Origin of the sequence: Neobacillus drentensis, assembly GCF_036965645.1 — a bacterium.
Lineage (GTDB): Bacteria > Bacillota > Bacilli > Bacillales > Cytobacillaceae > Neobacillus > Neobacillus drentensis_D.
Map to the genome: position 1 here is coordinate 18157 of NZ_JBALPZ010000041.1, position 18417 is coordinate 36573.

Genomic DNA, 18417 nt, shown 5'->3' on the forward strand with positions numbered 1-18417 from the left:
TATGTTCGTGGTCATGACTGTGTTCATGTTCATGGTGGTGATCAGCCTGATTAGAACTATTTTGCAAAATCACATCAAACTTTGTACTGGTGATTCCATTCTTGACAATACTTTTCCATTTCAATTCGTATTCATCATCTAGTTTCAGCTTCTTCAATTCTGAGACTAGAAGATCCGGGTCTGCTCCTGCATCAATTAGCGCTCCGAGGACCATATCCCCGCTTATTCCTGAAAAACAATCAAAGTATAGTGTCTTCATTTTTTACGGCTTCCCCTTTTTGTGCAAGTTGGTGAATTAAGACTGCATTGTAGCCGCCGCCAAATCCATTATCAATATTGACCACACTAATTCCTGAAGCACATGAATTTAGCATCGTTAACAGAGCTGATAACCCATGAAAGTTCGCACCATAACCAATGCTTGTCGGTACAGCAATTACCGGATGTGAGACGAGGCCCCCAACTACACTTGGCAAGGCTCCTTCCATTCCAGCAACCACAACAGATACAGTTGCTTGTTGAATTTCCTCAGCATGGTTCAATAAACGATGTATTCCTGCAACGCCTACATCATAAATGCGATGAACTTGACTGCCTAAAACTTCTGCGGTAACAGCCGCTTCTTCTGCCACCCTTAAATCTGAGGTCCCTGCAGCTATTACTGCAATGTATCCCTCTTTACTTTTTATAGACTCTGTTTCATCTTTCCAAAAAAGTATATGGGCCGTCTCATTATAAATAAGTTCAGGACAACTAAGCATGATGATTTCAGCTTTTTCCTTTGAAACTCTTGTAACAAGTATTTCGTTATTCCGGGCCCTTAACGCTTGAACAATTGAAATAATTTGATCAGCCGTTTTTCCTTCACCATAAATGACTTCTGCAAACCCTTGACGTTTTTTGCGGTGATGGTCCACTTTTGCAAAGCCTAAATTCTCAAAGGTTGCCAATTTTTCTTTAGCGTCTGAGATACTAAGGGTCCCTGTTTGAACTTGTTTTAATATTTCATCAAGCATAAGCTTCCCCCTTTAATTTTCTATCTAAAGTACTTTTTCATATCATTAGCCAATTCGATATAATTCTGATAAATCCTCTTATACATTTCACTTGTTTCTTTATTAGGTATGGTCGCTTTCCCCATCGGTATATTCTTTTTAATCTCTTCAAAGGATTCTACTCTATGAATGGCGACAAGCGCTGTCCAGGCAGCACCCCAGGCAGCGCTATGGTGGCTTTCTGAGACATAGATTTCTGCTTCAAAAATATCAGCCATCATTTGCAGCCACAATGGAGATCTGGCTAAACCGCCATTAACATAAATCTTTTTCGGCTCACCTGCTAACCTCTCCAAGGCTTTTCCGATTTGATACAGATTAAAGGTAATCCCTTCTAATACAGCTCGAATAAAATGCTCTTTTTTATGAGTAATGGATACTCCATAAAAATTCCCCTTTGCAAGCTGATTCCAGATAGGTGCTCGTTCACCATTTAAATAAGGGAGGAAAAGGATTCCATCAGCCCCAGGTGAAACTTTTTCCGCATCAGAGAGGAACTCAGGGAAGCTTCTTTCATCTTGTAAGAGGTCCTTAAGCCATTGCAGGGCTACCCCGCCATTGTTGGAAGGTCCTCCAATAATGCAAGTATCCTCTGTAAAGGAATAACAAAAAGTCTCTTGATTTTCACTCATCCTTACTCCTTTTGTAAGTTGCCGGATGGCACCACTTGTTCCCACAGATACTGCCACTTCGCCAGGTAGAATCGCCCCTATACCAAGATTCGCCAATTGACCATCTGCAGCGCCCACAACAAAGGGAATTTGTGGATTTATTCCCATTTCTTCAGCTTTTGCTTGGTTAATGTCAGTTAATGTTTTCGTCGGAGGGACAATTTCTGATAGCTGCTCTTCTCTAATACCAGCAAACTCTAATAATGCTGGTTCCCATTTATGTGTTTCCGGGTTGAATAATCCTGTAGCTGATGCCATAGAATAGTCGATCACTCTTTTACCAAACCAGCATTGCAGTAAGTATTCCTTAATAGACATAAAATATTGGGCTCTTTTGTAAGGTTCATATTCTGTTTCTTTCATCCAGACTAGTTTTACAAAAGGTGTCATCGGATGAATCGGTGTTCCCGTATAGGAATAAACCTTATCTCCCATCGTTTTCATTATATTTTCAGCTTGTTCATAACTCCTGCCATCCGCCCAAATGAGAGCTGGTGATATAGGGGTTCCTTCTTCATCAATACAAACAAGAGAGTGCATTGCAGCAGAAAAACCAATGGTAACCAACTCATTTTTTCCGATAGTTGCTTTTTTCATAACCTCTCTAATCGCTAGTACTGAAGCTTGTTCAATTTCGATGGGGTCTTGCTCCACCCAGCCATGTTCAGGGTAAAAGGATGTGTTCATTTTCTCTACTTCAGCCACTAATTTTCCTTTTAAAGTAAAAACACAAGCCTTAACACTTGTTGTTCCAATATCAAGCCCCATTACATATTCACTTGACATAATTCATCTTCCTTTTTTATAACGTATTTAAAAGAAAAAGCTTTGGATTCCACCAAAGCCTTTTCTCTTTTAAAGTTTATAACACTCGAGGGAGGAATTACTATTTAGATAGAACCTTATTCATACTTCCGCTCTGATAACCAACTAAGTCTAAGGTAATGTATTTGTATCCAAAGTCTTGAAGTTGTTTAACTATTTGTTCATGATGATTTAAAACAATAGCCATTTCACTTGGTTCTACCTCTATCCTTGCAATATCCTGGTGTGTTCTTACCCGCACTTGGCGAATTTGAAGTGATCTTAGATAATCCTCAGCCTTTTCAACCTTGGTTAATTTCTCTTTTGTAATAAACTCACCATAGGCTATTCTCGATGAAAGACAGGCTAATGATGGTTTATTCCAAGTTGGCAAATTAAATGCTTTTGAAAGTTCTCTAATTTCTTCTTTATACAGTTCCGCTTCTTGCAGTGGACCCCGAATCCCTTTTTCTTTAGCTGCCTTCATACCTGGACGGAATTCATTCAAATCGTCTGCAATGACACCATAAATCACATTTTGAAACCCCTTTTCTTCCATTACAGGGATTAAGTGATCGAATAAACTGCTTTTACAAAAATAGCAACGATTCTTATTGTTCTCTGCATAGCCTGGGATCGCTAGCTCAGAGGTTTCGATGACTTGGTGTTTTGCGCCAATTTTTTCCGCAAGTACCTTTGCTTCTTCCAATTCACTTGAGGGATAGCTTTCAGAGTCTGCTGTAACTGCAAGGACCTGTTCCGTACCTAACGTTTCAACCGCAGCTTTTAACAAAAACGTACTATCTACCCCTCCTGAGAAGGCAACGACCACTGATTTCATCTCACGGAGAATGGATTGTAATTTTTTATACTTCTCTGTCAGCATTTCCCCAACTCCCTAACATTTCTTTAATTTCTATCCTATTTTAACCTATTTTTAGAAAAGCTGATTTATGTGAATTCAAACTAAATGGTCATACTTCCAAATCCGCCATCTACTCTGATCAAGGCACCTGTCACAAAGCTTGAAGCTTTATCTGATGCAAGCCATACTGTCGCACCTTGAAGCTCCTCGGCTTCCCCAAATCGGTTCATTGGTGTATGCCGCATAATATTTTCAATTCTGTCTGCATCTAGAATTTTTCGGTTTTGCTCAGCAGGGAAGAACCCAGGAATAATCGCATTTACGCGAATCCCGTTTGGCGCAAACTCACGAGCTAAATATTGGGTTACACTATTAAGTCCTGCTTTTGATACAGAATACGTAAATACCCGAGAAAGTGGTGTTGTAGAAGATACAGAAGAAATATTAATAATGCTTCCCTTTCTATCCTGTTCAATCATTCGCTTCGTAAAAATTTGACAAGCTAGTACAATTCCTTTTAGGTTAATTTCCATAATTTTATCATATTCATCCATTTCAAGTTCAAGAAACGGTGTAGAACTATTCGTTCCTGGTGCATTTAAGAGAATATCACAGCCGCCTGACCACTGGTCAATTTCATCTGCTACTTGAATCAATGATTCTCGGGAACTAACATCTGCTTGAAATGCCTTTGCCTCGCCGCCATTTGCATTAATTTCCTTAACAACAGCTTCTGCCTTTTCCAAATTACGGCCGACAATCGCCACTCTTGCTCCATGTTCCGCTAATCCTTTTGCCATCGCTGAACCTAATACACCATTTCCCCCGATTGCAACTGCTGTTTTCCCTGTTAAATCAAATAAATTTGACATATCGATCTCTCCTCTTGTTTAAAATAAATTTCCTTTATCATCAAATTGGAATTCATATACATCTGAGATTTGCTCCATATTCGGATGCTCAGCAATGAATGGAAGTAAAGGCTCAGAAACTTCAATCTCACTAAGTACTAATGTATTTTTAATCCTTACCAATTTAACCTTTGTAAAATCTAAGATATTGCAGGTTTTTACAGCTGCTTGAATCGCCATTTTATCATTGGGCAAGGTGGTTGCTATTTTTGTAGGCGCACAAACGGTTGAAGTTAATCCATTTGCATAAGTGCCTTCTTTATCCATCTTATCTATCAGCCTCTGGGTAGTAAAATCAGCTGTTCCAACTCCATTGGCATTCCCCTCTGATTGTACCGTTACATCAAGCACGATCATTTTGTTCACGTCAGGTCCGCCTGATGCATATGGGGTTGGATAGCGCCCGGTAATATTGGGATCCATACCATCGCCGCTAATATTTTTACCAATCTCATCAATTAGAAGAACATCCAGTTGTTCAAAGAAGAGCTTCGGCAATAACTCTTTGGCTTGCTTTTGCAGCGCAGGTTCTTTTTCCACAATTTCTTCAGGAGTAAGCACTTCGAGTACTGCCACTTTATCAAAAGCATTTTCAATTGTTGCGACACCAAAAAGAAATGGTGTTTTTTCCATAATCACTTTTGCCATTGCCGGCACATTTTCAGCCATATATTTAAAGCCCATTTGGTGACATGCTTCTGCGCCTTTTTGCTTTCCGAGCCCAATACTAATCATTTTCATAATTCCACTTTCGACCGGTCCCCTGAAGGCCGTATGTGGTTTTACCCGATTAATTACCACAATACCGTCTGCTTTTGACGCAAACTTATCCACATAAATAGGTAATCCATTAGGTAATTCCCCCACTTTGACTACTTCCATCGATGAGCGGATTTCACAGCCGACAGTAGCCTCCGTTACACCAAGATGAGCTAACACCTCACGTTGTCCCTCAGCCGTTGCACCGCCGTGACTTCCCATACTAGGAACGATGAATGGTTTGACCCCTAGTTCCTTTAGGAATTGCACCGTTACTGCTGTTAGTTCTACTAGCCGGTCAAGACCCCTGCTTCCAACAGCAATGGCTATTTCCATTCCAGGATGAATTTTTTCTTGAATATGTACCCGGTTCAATTTCAACTTTAATTCTTGGCCAAGATCGTCAATTTTATTGTTTTCAAACTTTACTTTCACTTTGGCCATTTTAGGTACCGGAATATCCTTTAATAATTCTTGAAGAATTCCCATATTCCTTATCACTCCTTTGTTTAATTTAAGTTTACCACTTTGGAATCTATTCAATGTATGAACAGGGAGCATAAATTCTTATCTGTAATCCCTTTCAAATTGACCTTTTTAAAAATAAACTTTGCGTCTTTTAAATTAATTTGTTTACCAAACAAACTAATTACCTGTATAATATATCATTATGGCTTTCTTACGTCAATAAATAAATATGTGATATTTTCTCTAAAAAAAACAAGGAGGTTTTTTATGCTCACAGGTGATACATCGCTAATTAAAAAAATGAATAGATCGTTAATCTTAAGCAAAATTATTGAGCATAAATCCATTTCTAGGGCAGAGATCGCTAAAGTTACCGGACTTAATAAAGCTACTATTTCTGTGCAGGTTTCAGAACTTTTGGATAATGCCTTAATAGTCGAATCCCAATTAGAGCACAAAAGTCTAGGCAGAAGACCTATTATGTTATCAATTAACAAAAAAGCCGGATTTGCCTTGGGAATTGATCTCGATAAGACTACGATTACCTTTACTCTGACTGATCTGAATGGTTGTCCCGTTCACATGGATGTAATCGACCTGCCAATCTCAAATTACGAAATCATTTTTGATATCCTAAGCCATAAGATTAAAGATTACCAATCCAAATGTGAACAAACGGAGTACGGCCTTATTGGAGTCGTCATTGGAATTCATGGAATAGTGGATACCGATGAAATCATTTATTTTGTTCCTCAACACGGATGGAAAAACAAAAACTTAAAAAAAGACTTAGAAAATAATGTTGGCATCAAGATTTACATTGAGAATAATGCAAATTTGTGTGCATTTGCGGAAAAAGTCTACAAGCATCACCATAGTAATAACTTACTTTCCGTTAGCTTATATTCAGGTATTGGGCTTGGATTTATGATAAACGGTAAATTATTAAAGGGCGTTCATGGATACGCTGGTGAAATTGGCCATATGATTATCGTCCCCAATGGCTTGCCTTGCAGCTGCGGAAGTTTAGGTTGTTGGGAGCAATATGCCTCAGAAAATAGCCTTACTCGGCGAATTTCTCACGACCTCCAAAAACTTGATCTGAGTTTTGAAGATATCCAGAATGGTCTTGATGAAAAAGAACCTACAATTTGTAAAGAAATGGATGAATTTATTTTGTATCTATCTTTTGGACTAAATAATCTGATTAACCTTTATAATCCGGAAATTCTAGTCGTAAATAGTGAATTACTTCGTTTATATCCTAATGCAGTTGAAGAACTTAAAGCACATTTTAGTTCTAGAATCAGCCATTATTCTGAACTGCTAATATCTGAATTTGGTAAAAAAGCTTGTATAATGGGAGCATGTGCATTGGGAATTCAAAAGTTTTTAGAGGTCTCAGAGCTTAGTTTAACTCTATAGCAATCATTCATTTCGGCCTCCGGCACTGGGGGCTTTTTTCTCTATCAATAAAAAAATAGTGCCCGGCACGTTTGTGCCCGACACCACCTTTTAAATAGCCATTTTACAATTGCCGATTAAAACCAATCTCCGTAACCTAACTCTCTTAAATAATCCCCTGAATCCTTTAACGTATCAAATGGATCGCGGCCATACGTATCATCTTGCTCAATTAGGAAATATTGAACGCCACTCTTCACACCAGCTTCTATTATACCTTTTATATCCAAGTTTCCTTGACCAAGTTCCGCAAACTCGATGATATTTGTGAACTTTTGCATAAACTTAGACATATCTTTAAAATCTTCTTCACTTACATTCATATTTCCAATTCGATAATCTTTTAAGTGAATTAATGAAACGCGTCCCGCAAATCTATTAATCACATTAATTGGATTCTCGCCGCCACGTTGAACCCAGTGAACATCTAATTCGAAGCCGAGTTTAGAAGTGTTGTCTTTCATAATGTCCAATAAACATTTTCCATCATATTTCTCAAATTCAATATGGTGGTTATGATAATATAATTCAATTCCATGCTCCGCTAGTCTCTCTGCCATCGCTTCTGCATTACGAATATATTCCATGGCTTGGTCCTTATGACCCATTAATTGAATCGGCATCATGCCAATTCGGATAAAATTACAATCTAAAAGCCTGCAATCATTCACAATTTTATCAAAGTCTTTTGTCAATGATTCACCAGGCATCCCTGGCATGGTATCTAAAGGAGCTGAAATGGAAGCAATTTTGATTCCAAAATCAACACTAGCTCTTCTTAATTCAGCTACATTTTCTTCCGTCATTTGTATTTGAGTTACCTCGACATAATGATAGCCAAGCTCACTTAACTTTCTTAATGTTTCATATGCACCTAGCTCCACGATTTTTTCTTTAAGGTTAAACATTTGAACGCCAATTTTAGCTGTTTGCATATTGTAATTCCTCCATATTTATTATCCTTTTTTCTTCTGAGGATTGGCGGATTGCGTCAATCATTTTAATCGATGTAAGGGCATCTTTAACCTTTACATAATTCTGAGAGTTGTTTATTATGGCGGTATAAAATTGATTGATTAGTTTAATGTGGCTGGCTCCGTAATAGAATTTTGTCCCGGGCATCTTGGCATCTTCAATCAATTTTTCTTTCTTTCCTTCAGCATTGATCTTGGTTAAAACACTATCTTTGATGATGAATTTTCCTTTTTCAAAGGATACCTCTAGCTCAACACTTGAATTTTCTGCATTGGCATTTGAGGCAAAAAATAATCCCTTCGTGCCATTTTTAAATTGAATATGGGCTGAAGCTGTATCTTCAACCTCAATCCCGTAATCCAATAATTGATCGATGGACCCTCTAATCGAATCAATCTCACCACCAAGCAGCTGCATTAAATCGATGGTATGAAGAGCTTGGTTAATCATCACTCCACCGCCGGCAAGCTTCATTTTTCCCCGCCAAGGTTTCACATCGTAATATTCTTTTGGCCGATACCAAGTAACTAATCCTTTTATCCCGATCATCTTGCCCAATTGATTGCTACCGATAATTTCTTGCAGCAATTCAAAGGACTCATTATAGCGATTTTGTAAGCAAACACAAATTTTAGCCTGATGCTCATCCTCTAGCTTCGCTAAAGCCATACCCTCTTGTGTATTCAAAGACAAGGGCTTTTCCTGAAAGACATGAACACCATTTTCAACACAGACCTTTGTTACTGGATAGTGAAGATAATGCGGTAAACAAACATGCACGCAGTCCAATGATTCTATTTTCAGCATTTCTTGAAAGTCAGTATAGAAGTTTACATCAGGTAAGGTATTCCTTAAAGATTCATCAAGGTCACATACAGCTGTTAACTCCGCATTAGGGTTTGCTTGTATAGCTGGAATATGAATTTTTGATATATCACCAAGTCCTATTACTCCTATTTTGAGCATCAGCTATTCCCCTTTAAAGGAACTCGGGGAGGAAACATGACTTACCCGAGTTCGTTTAGATTTATAGATTAATAAAATTAATTATTTAATTGGATTCTCTTTTTCTTCTTCCACTTTTTTGCTCAACTCAGCAAAGTATAACTCTTCATCAATTGGAAGTTCTACTTCCTTACCTAACCAGCTCGATAGGTGGATTGCATTTGCCAAGGCAACTCCATTAATTCCGTCACTGCCAGGTGCAAGCAGTGGAGTTCCTTCCACAATATTCGCTGCAAAGTTCTCCATAACAGCGATGTGCTGACCGCCCCAAACACTTTCAAATTCAATAACTTCTTCTGTATAGATTTCAGATAAGCCCTGACCCATGAAAATTTTTGTTACATCTGCCCAGCTCATGGTTGCGCTCATTTCAGATTCAGATTTTTTTAAACGTTTAACGGTTATCTTTTTACTATCATCGACAACAATTTTTCCTTTATCGCCTAAAATCTCAAAGCGGTCTGTTCCCATAACATCGTGCGTACACGTAATAAATACTCCTGTTGCTCCATTACCATAGTCTAAGATGGTCGTTACTTCATCTTCTACCGCGATATTTCTTTGGTAGCCGTATTTTACATTAGAATAGACCTTTTTTGGCATGCCGCAAATCCACTGAAGCAAATCAATTTGGTGTGGTGCCTGATTGACAAGGACGCCGCCGCCTTCGCCGCCCCATGTTGCTCTCCATGCGCTTTGGTCATAATAGCCTTGTGGTCTCCACCAAGTCGTGATAATCCAGTTTGTACGGCGAATTTGGCCAATTTCACCATTATCAATAATCTCTTTCACCTTTTGATATAGTGGATTTGTTCGTTGATTAAACATAATTCCAAAGGTTAATTCTGGTTTTGTAGCAGCAAATTCATTTAATTCTCTTACTTGTTTGGTATAAACACCTGCTGGTTTTTCTACCAATGCATGGATATCTCTTTTTAGTGCTTCAATTCCCATTTCAGGGTGCAGATAATGTGGAACACAGGTAACTACAGCGTCAACATCACCGCTTTCCAGCATGTCAATGTAGTTATCAAAGAATGGGACTTCAGGATATTTTTCTGCTGCCAATTCCTTTTTCGCTGGGTCATTGTCACAGATAGCTCCAAGTACCATGTTTTTTACTTTTCCATCTGCTAGAAATCCTGCATATGCTCCGCCTTGTGCACCTAAGCCAATAATCCCTAATCTAACATTTGCCATTTCATTTTTCCCCGCTTTCTATGTTTTCAAGAATGTTTACTAGTGACTCATATTGAAGTTTGTATCCACCTGCACCATCAAGGTCCTTGTTATCTTTAATAATCTTTTCAGCATCTTCAAGTTCTAGATCCTTTAAAGAATCAAAGCGAACAAGATGAGGTTCGAGAGTTAGAAAGCCTTTGTAACCGCTTTGAATGGCTTGTGCTAAAATTCCAGGTATTTTACCTTCCCCTGTTCCGCAGACCACGTTTTGACTATCGGTTGTGACAGCATCCTTGATGTGTATATAGACGATATCATCTTTTAATAAATCGAAGCATTCCTGAGTGTCCTCACCACACTGAACAAAGTTAGCAAAATCAAAGATAGCTTTAAAATGGTCAGAGCCAACCTCTTTTAAAATCTCATGACAGCGTCTAGCAATGTCCCCATAAATGTCCTTTTCATTTTCGTGTAATAGGATAACATCAAATTTTTCTGCAATAGCTGCAAAGTCTTTTATTTTGCCAATTACTTCGTCTCTGTAGTTGTCAGCTTCTTCACCTTTTGGAATATAAAAGCTAAAAATACGAATGTATTTACATTCTAATAAGTTAGCAATCTGGCAAAGTGTATCTAACATGGTCTTTTGTTTGGCAAATCCCTCTTCATCATTGATGAACACCTTACCGATCGGCGATCCAATCGAAGAAACACCAATCCCTGCTCTTTGAAGCCGTGGCTGGACACTTTCTTTTATCCCTTCCACGGTAAAATCGCCAATATTTTTCCCATCAATACCCCGCAAAGATATGTAACGCATTCCTAATTCTGCTACAACTTTTAGCTGGGTATCAAAGTCAGAAGAGATTTCATCCGAAAAACCGGAAATCAATAAATCGTTCTTCATTTCCCTGTTCCTCCCTCTATTACGAAATTCTACTTTCGTTTTTCCTTACGATATTGCGACGGCGTTTTGCCCATTTTTTCTTTGAAAAATCGGCTAAAATGGGCAACGCTCTCAAATCCAGTTGACTGGGAAACCTCTGTAAGAGTTTGATTTGGTTCCATTTCCAATAAATACTTCACCTGATTGAGACGGCACCCCATTACATATTCCATTACTGTGAAACCAGTAACTTCCTTAAACACATGTGAGGCATAATACTTACTAAGATTTAATTCTGACGCTATACGTTCTAAACTAACCTTTTCGATATAGTGTTCATTAATCCAGGATGCAATAGACTCAGCATGAGCTTCTTTTTCGGTCTTTTTACTTGTTACTTGAGATAATTCCTTTTGACTCATTTTATAAATTCTTAACAATAATTGAATTAACTCAAGTTTCAGTTCAGCCTCTAATAGCTCATTTTTCTTACCGGTCCTTTGGAAGTCTAGATCAATTAGTTCCAACGAAGCAGCAATTTCCTTAATCATTCCATCTACAATTTGTCCTGATTCATCATATCCCGTTCGCAGTAAGCAATTGTTAAGTTTTTTAAAGGGATCTAATAAATTAGGTACTCCAAGGGTACCCAGCAATTCTCGGAGCCATGTAGGTGAAAAATGGAGCATACTTCTTGTGTAGGTGCTGCCAGTACCCGGATTTGGTTTATGCAAGGTCATCCCATCCAACAATATAATATCACCAGGCTGTAATTCATAAATTCGATTGTTAATTAAATACTTACAATCACCTGAATGAAAAAAATAAATCTCATATTCTCGGTGTGAGTGAAAATTGAATGAGTTGTCCAAACCTTGTACCCGATAAAAAGCCGTTATCCATTCATCCATTATTTTTCTTTTATAGTTAGATGAACTCACTTTATCCAATAGTTTCACGCCCTTAAAGTAAGCGTTAACAACTGATTTGTTAACTAACCATATTTTTATTTTATTGCACCCTGTAGTAAAAATCATTCTCTAAAAATGCTCAAATATCCCTCTTTTTTGTCTTATATTGCTTTTTAATAAAAATTTCCAGTCAAAGAAAAACGTAAAAAAATAGAGACTAACCTACCCTAATGGGCCAGTTTAGTCTCTATAAATCATTTAGTAAAGAAAATCCTTATTCCATCCAGTTTGTATGGAATACGCCTTCTTTATCAACCCGTTGATACGTGTGAGCACCAAAATAGTCACGTTGTGCTTGCAACAGATTTGCAGGAAGTGTTTCAGTACGGTAGCTGTCATAGTAAGCAATTGCACTTGCGAATGATGGTACAGGAATACCACGCTCAATCGCTACAGCAAGAACTTGACGTAACGGCTGTTGATAATTCTCAACAATTTCCTTAAAGTATGGATCTAATAATAAATTTGCCAGTTCTGGGTCACGATCATATGCATCTTTAATCTTTTGTAAGAATTGAGCACGAATGATACAGCCGCCCCGGAAAATCATTGCGATATCACCGTAACGAAGATTCCAGTCATATTCTTCAGATGCTACACGCATTTGGGCAAAACCTTGAGCATAAGAGCAAATTTTACTCATGTATAAAGCTTTACGAACCGCTTCAATTAATTCTTCTTTGCTTCCCTCAAATGATTTAACTTCTGGTCCTGTTAATACTTTACTTGCTTTAACACGCTCTTCTTTCATTGCCGAGATAAAACGAGCGAATACTGATTCAGTAATGATTGGAAGTGGCACACCTAAATCTAGGGCATTTTGGCTTGTCCACTTACCAGTGCCTTTTTGGCCCGCAGTATCGAGGATTACATCCACCATTGGTTTACCAGTATCTTCGTCTACCTTGGTAAAGATATCTGCAGTAATTTCAATTAGGTAGCTATCTAATTCGCCTTTATTCCATTCAGAAAAGACATTATGAAGTTCATCCGCACTTAAGCCAAGGACATTTTTCAAAATAAAGTAAGCTTCTGAAATTAATTGCATATCTCCATACTCAATTCCATTATGAACCATTTTCACATAATGACCAGCACCGTTTGGTCCAATATAGGTACAGCATGGATCGCCCCCAACCTTAGCTGAAATGGCTTCTAAAATAGGCTGGACTAATTCATATGCTTCTTTATTACCGCCAGGCATAATGGATGGTCCTTTAAGTGCCCCTTCTTCTCCTCCAGAAACACCTGTACCAATAAAATGGAAGCCAGCATTCGCTAATTCCTTGTTACGTCTGATTGTATCTTGGAAGAATGTGTTACCTCCGTCAATCAGGATGTCGCCTTCCTCTAAGTATGGTTTTAAAGAATCAATTGTTGCATCGGTACCTGCACCAGCTTTAACCATTAGTAAGATTTTGCGCGGCTTTTCTAGGGAATTTACAAATTCCTCCACTGTTTTAGCCCCTACGAAATTTTTCCCTTCAGCTTCATTCTTTAAAAAGCTTTCTGTTTTATCATATGAGCGGTTAAATACTGCTACAGAGTAGCCACGGCTCTCAATATTTAATGCCAAGTTCTTTCCCATAACCGCTAATCCAACTACACCAATTTGTTGTTTTGACATACTATCCCTCTTTCCTTGTTGTTATTCTTTATAGATAACCATATTCTTACCCTTATGACAATAAAAAAGTGCTTAATTTTCTAATTATAATCAGAAACTGCCCATTAACTTCGAAGCCAGTAACTTTATTAGAGAGAGACACCAAATTAGCTTAACCATCTAATTCTGTTTAATCCAATAGCTGGTACCTCATTAATCAAGAGGAGGTCTACTATGAAGGACCCCGTCCCCTGCTGCATCTTAGCGTTTTAAAAAGAATTGTTCGGCATTATCAAAACAAATATTCCGAACCATTTTCTCCATGTGATTCAAATCGTTTGGAGCCAAACCTTTTTCCACCCAATCTCCAAGGATGTTACATAAAATTCGACGGAAATAATCATGACGTGCATATGAAAGAAAACTGCGAGAATCTGTCAGCATTCCAATAAAATGACTAAGTACACCCACATTTGCATAATCCTTCATTTGTCTTTCCATACCATCGATATGGTCAACAAACCACCAGCCAGAACCTAGTTGGACTTTTCCAGGAACACCCTCTTCATAGAAGTTCCCCATCATTCCAGCTAACACGACATTATCTTTTTGGTTCAAGTTAAATAAAACAGTTCTTGGAAGTGCATTTTCCTGATCAAGAGCATCAAGGAATCGAGATAACCCTTCCGCCATATTAGCTTCTCCAACTGAATCAAATCCTACATCTGTTCCTAGCAGTTCTTTCATTCTTGTGTTATTGTTCCGCATAGCCCCCATGTGAAGCTGCATAACCCACTGCTTTTCTGCATACATTTTTCCAAGTTCTTTTAAGAGGAAAATACGGTAGGCAATCAATTCTTCATTCGAAAGTTGTTCACCGCTTACACGTTTATTGAAAATGGCTTCAACCTCTTGCTTGGTTATTTCTACATACTCCATTTTTTGAATATCATGGTCAGAGGCACGGCCCCCATGTTCATGAAAATACTCTACCCGTTGTTTCAATGCGTTTAAGAATCCATCTAAGGAATCCGTTTTTATACCTGAAGCATCAGCCAATTTCTCAATCCAGCTTGTGAAAGTTGGACGTTCAATAAAAAGTGCACCATCCGGACGGAATGTTGGAGCAATCATTGTGTTAAAAGTTTCATCATTTTTCAATAATTGATGGTATTCTAAAGTGGAAATTGGATCATCAGTTGTTCCGATAAACTTTACATTTGATCTCTCAATCAGCCCTCTTGCACTGAATTCAGGCTTCTGTAGTTTTTCATTACATTCTTCCCAAATTTCACGGGCTGTTTCAGGACTTAATACCTTATCAATTCCGAAGAACATTTGTAGTTCTAAGTGAGTCCAATGATAAACAGGGTTGCCAATTAAATAAGGAACCGTTTCTGCCCACTTTTCAAACTTTTCCCAATCACTGGCATCACCAGTAATGTAGCGCTCGCCAATACCATGCATGCGCATCGTTCTCCACTTGTAATGATCTCCACCAAGCCATATTTGCGTTATATTTTCATAAGACTTGTTTTCCCATACTTCCTTAGGGTCTAAGTGACAATGGAAATCAAAAATAGGAGCCTCAGCTGCGGCATTTTCGTAAAGCTTTACAGCCGTCTTTGTATTTAATAAGAAGTGTTGGTCCATAAAATTTTTCATCAAAGTCGTCTCCTTTTAATTAAAATACATATTGTTAGCTTACCCAGTGTAAACCCTTACAGAATTATTAAAATATTTTTTTAAAAAATAAACACACACACAACCATTTAATTTGTTTATTAAACAAATTAACTACATTCATAATTTAACACGTTTAATATGTTTAGTCAATTAACTATTTAGGAATAAATTGAATAATAACAGTCATTTGTTAAAAAGAACTGATATAATAGGAATATACATAAAGGGAACTGCCCGAAATGGAGGATATAAATGGTTACCGGTGATGCGGCATATATAAAGAAAATTAATCGCTCTCTCATAATTAGAGAAATAGTTAAAGAAGGATTGATATCAAGAGCTGATTTATCCAAGGCCACTAACCTGACGAGAGCAACCATCTCTGCACAGGTTGCAGATCTATTAGAAGAAGGGCTCATTATAGAAACTCATCTTGAGCACTTTACCGTTGGGAGAAAACCGATCATGCTTTCTTTAAACGGTAATGCTGGCTACGCACTTGGAATTGATCTTGATTATGGAGAAATATCTTTTACGATATCAGATCTTCTCGGTTGTCCGATCTCAACTATTAATGTCAAAATAAATACTACAGACTATAAAGACATTCTTATGCTGCTTAATGAACAAATCAAGAAATTCGAAGCAGATTTTAATGAAAGCCGCTATGGAATTGTTGGAATTGTTATCGCGATCCATGGTTTGGTATCAAAAGAAGAGAACATTCACTATGTACCACGGTTGAAATGGCATGAAATAAACTTAAAAAGTGATTTAGAAAAAGAATTCGATATCCCCATTCAACTTGAAAACAATGCCAATCTCAGCTCTTTTGCAGAACGTGTATTTGTCCATCATGAAACAGACAATTTATTATGTGCAACCCTTTATTCAGGAATCGGTCTTGGGATGATGATGAACAATGAGTTTTTCCGAGGTCACGATGGGTATGCAGGTGAAATTGGTCATATGATTGTCGTTCCTGGAGGTAAACAGTGTAATTGTGGAAATAAAGGATGCTGGGAAAAATATGCCTCAGAATCAATTATTTTTGAATATCTGTCCGAAAAAAGACAAATTGAGAATTTGACTTATGAACAAATACAAGGGTGGCTAAATGAAGGCGATGAAGAAGTACGCGAAGTATTGGAACAATTTATCTTCTATTTATCGATTGGTTTGAATAATATGATTAACATGTATAACCCAGATGTAATTGTGCTTGATAGTAAACTTTTGCGTATTTATCCGGATTCTCTCAATAAAATAAGAGATAATCTGAACTCATCTATCAGCCATTACCGTGAATTAAGGATTTCATCCTTTGGCAGGAAGTCAACCATTCTTGGTGCCTGCGCCCTTGCGATCAAGCAATTTCTTGATGTTCCAATGTTAAATTTACCTTTACAATTGAAAATAGAACAAGATGAAAGCGTCGTCATTTAATGAATACAAAAAAACCCTCTTCTTTGCGAAGGGGGTTTTTCACTAGAAATTAAGCGCTTAAACTATCCTTAGTTTTTGGTTTATTTTTAAGCTCATCAATAATCCTTTTATAAAGATCCTCTGTTAAATTATAAACAACAATTAAAATAACCGCTGCAATTAAGTTTAAACCTGCTGGTATCAGGAACATTAGCCCTTTGATTCCAAGGAGTGTACCTGCAGTTTGCTCTGCATTTGGAACATAACCGATTAACCCAAGGGCAACGCCCGGAATAAAACCAGCTAAGGCCTGTGCTAACTTACGGAAAAAACTGTAACTTGAGTAAACAATCCCTTCTGTCCGTTGTCCTGTTTTCCATTCATGATAGTCGACTGCATCAGCAACCATTACCCATGGCAGCCCCAATGCAAAGCTAAGTCCTAGACTTCCAACTGCAAGTAATGTCAGGAAAGTTGGTACGCTTGCTGGTAAGATAAAGTTCAAAACATCTGCGACAATGCCAATTAAAAGACCCATAACGAATGTATTCTTTTTTCCAAGTCTTTTAACAAGTGCCGGTATAAAAAACGAACCAATGACAGCGATTCCAATACTCGTAAAAGAAAGCAATGACATAAGACCTGTATTCTTTAAATTATATTGTAAGTAATATAACTGGACAGCTGTACGCAGGTTGCTAGCTGCTACCATAAACAAGCAAACAAAGCAAAGAGCAATTAGTGGTCTATTGCTAAGTAATAGTTTAAATAATTTTGACATCGGAACCTTTTCTTTTTCTACTTTAGGCTCCCTAATAACGTTTTCATTTGTATTGCGGTAGCAAATATAATGGAAGATTACCCCGATCAATGCCATTGATGCAATTCCCACGGTATATCCTAGTTTTTCGTTTGGAAAATATAAGACTATTGGGATTACAACCATCCCGGAAACAAGTAGTGCAAATTGGCTGCCAATAGCTCTAAAAGATCCAAGAGACGCACGATCCACAGAATCTTGAGTCATAGAAGCTGCAAGTGATCCATAAGGAATATTAACTATCGAATAGGATAATCCGAATGCCATATAGGTTATAAACGCAAAGATAATTTTACCGGTATCTGATAATTCTGGTGCCATAAATGAGATTACTGTCATAATTGCAAGTGGAATCGATCCAAATAAGATGAACGGACGGAACTTGCCTCTTTTACCGGGCTTCCGTTTATCCACGAACGCACCAACAGCGGAATCGGCAAACGCATCAAATATTTTCGAAACTAAGAATACTAGTCCTCCCCAATAAGCCGAGATTCCTAAAACATCTGTATAAAACTTAAGCAAATAAATTTGCCCCATATCGAACATAAATCCATTACCGACATCACCTAACCCATATGAAATTTTCTCTTTTAAGGTTAATTTTTTTGAGCTGCTATTCCCCATCATGTCCACTCTCCCTCTCACGCTGATTAATTGTTTTTAACCTGTAATCCTTTTCAAAACTATCTGGAATAAATGATAGAATTTTGATTGTATCAAAGGTTCTATTAATTAGTTTATTAAACTAACAAATTGTTTGCATAGTTAGGATACCACCTCTCGACATATTTCGTCAATAAAAACTTGTAAGCGTTTATCGAGGATTTGAACAACGACAAAAAGGAACTTTTACTACTACTT

At 37.7% G+C, this 18417-nt stretch carries 16 protein-coding genes; 2 read left to right on the plus strand and 14 right to left on the minus strand.

Annotation, left to right across the window (positions count from 1 at the left end):
• From larC to V7266_RS07980, 6 genes are all read right to left on the minus strand, one after another.
• Positions 1-259 (minus strand): nickel insertion protein (gene larC, locus V7266_RS07955; protein WP_335467321.1); only part of this gene is annotated, 259 nt, incomplete at its 3' end.
• Entirely contained in the window at positions 240-1016 is a 777-nt protein-coding gene (gene larB, locus V7266_RS07960) for a nickel pincer cofactor biosynthesis protein LarB (RefSeq protein WP_335467323.1), read from the minus strand. The genes larC and larB, both read right to left, overlap by 20 nt.
• A 20-nt stretch (positions 1017-1036) precedes the next feature.
• Positions 1037-2512: a gluconokinase gene (locus tag V7266_RS07965; RefSeq protein WP_335467325.1), complete on the minus strand. Its 1476-nt coding sequence runs from the start codon at positions 2510-2512 to the stop codon at positions 1037-1039.
• Positions 2513-2612: 100 nt separating this feature from the next.
• A complete protein-coding gene (gene larE / locus V7266_RS07970) occupies positions 2613-3416 on the minus strand; it encodes an ATP-dependent sacrificial sulfur transferase LarE (RefSeq protein WP_335467327.1) in 804 nt (267 codons plus the stop codon).
• Positions 3417-3496: 80 nt separating this feature from the next.
• Positions 3497-4267 (minus strand): SDR family oxidoreductase, encoded by a 771-nt coding sequence (locus tag V7266_RS07975; protein WP_335467329.1) that lies wholly within the window; start codon positions 4265-4267, stop codon positions 3497-3499.
• A gap of 18 nt (positions 4268-4285) precedes the next feature.
• Positions 4286-5554, minus strand: a complete 1269-nt coding sequence (locus V7266_RS07980; protein WP_335467331.1) for a lactate racemase domain-containing protein — start codon at positions 5552-5554, stop codon at positions 4286-4288.
• 246 nt (positions 5555-5800) lie between these two features.
• Here V7266_RS07980 and V7266_RS07985 point away from each other — a divergent pair, with 246 nt between their 5' ends.
• Positions 5801-6958, plus strand: a complete 1158-nt coding sequence (locus V7266_RS07985; RefSeq protein ID WP_335467333.1) for an ROK family transcriptional regulator — start codon at positions 5801-5803, stop codon at positions 6956-6958.
• 116 nt (positions 6959-7074) lie between these two features.
• On the opposite strand, the gene V7266_RS07990 is transcribed toward V7266_RS07985, so the two are convergent.
• The 7 genes from V7266_RS07990 to uxaC all read right to left on the minus strand — a co-directional run bounded on the left by V7266_RS07990 (position 7075) and on the right by uxaC (position 15287).
• Positions 7075-7932 carry a sugar phosphate isomerase/epimerase family protein gene (locus V7266_RS07990; protein WP_335467335.1) on the minus strand — a complete coding sequence of 286 codons (858 nt, stop codon included), beginning with the start codon at positions 7930-7932 and terminating at the stop codon, positions 7075-7077.
• A complete protein-coding gene (locus tag V7266_RS07995) occupies positions 7919-8938 on the minus strand; it encodes a Gfo/Idh/MocA family protein (RefSeq protein WP_335467337.1) in 1020 nt (339 codons plus the stop codon). Before V7266_RS07995 ends, V7266_RS07990 begins: the two co-directional genes overlap by 14 nt.
• A gap of 81 nt (positions 8939-9019) precedes the next feature.
• The gene (locus V7266_RS08000; protein WP_335467339.1) at positions 9020-10177 is read right to left on the minus strand and encodes a Gfo/Idh/MocA family protein; all 1158 of its coding nucleotides are present in this window, start codon (positions 10175-10177) and stop codon (positions 9020-9022) included.
• A 1-nt stretch (position 10178) separates the two neighbouring features.
• The gene (locus V7266_RS08005) at positions 10179-11066 is read right to left on the minus strand and encodes a sugar phosphate isomerase/epimerase family protein (protein WP_335467341.1); all 888 of its coding nucleotides are present in this window, start codon (positions 11064-11066) and stop codon (positions 10179-10181) included.
• A 29-nt stretch (positions 11067-11095) separates the two neighbouring features.
• Positions 11096-11986 carry an AraC family transcriptional regulator gene (locus V7266_RS08010; RefSeq protein ID WP_335467373.1) on the minus strand — a complete coding sequence of 297 codons (891 nt, stop codon included), beginning with the start codon at positions 11984-11986 and terminating at the stop codon, positions 11096-11098.
• Positions 11987-12230: 244 nt separating this feature from the next.
• Complete coding sequence (gndA, locus tag V7266_RS08015; RefSeq protein WP_335467343.1) at positions 12231-13643, minus strand: NADP-dependent phosphogluconate dehydrogenase; 1413 nt, start codon at positions 13641-13643, stop codon at positions 12231-12233.
• 240 nt (positions 13644-13883) lie between these two features.
• Complete coding sequence (gene uxaC, locus V7266_RS08020; RefSeq protein ID WP_335467345.1) at positions 13884-15287, minus strand: glucuronate isomerase; 1404 nt, start codon at positions 15285-15287, stop codon at positions 13884-13886.
• A gap of 273 nt (positions 15288-15560) precedes the next feature.
• On the opposite strand from uxaC, the gene V7266_RS08025 reads away from it, so the two are divergent.
• Entirely contained in the window at positions 15561-16754 is a 1194-nt protein-coding gene (locus tag V7266_RS08025; RefSeq protein ID WP_335467347.1) for an ROK family transcriptional regulator, read from the plus strand.
• 49 nt (positions 16755-16803) lie between these two features.
• Here the strand turns inward: V7266_RS08025 and V7266_RS08030 are convergent, their stop codons facing one another.
• Positions 16804-18180, minus strand: coding sequence for a glycoside-pentoside-hexuronide (GPH):cation symporter (locus tag V7266_RS08030; protein ID WP_335467349.1), 1377 nt, complete (start codon positions 18178-18180; stop codon positions 16804-16806).
• Positions 18181-18417: the final 237 nt, after the last annotated feature.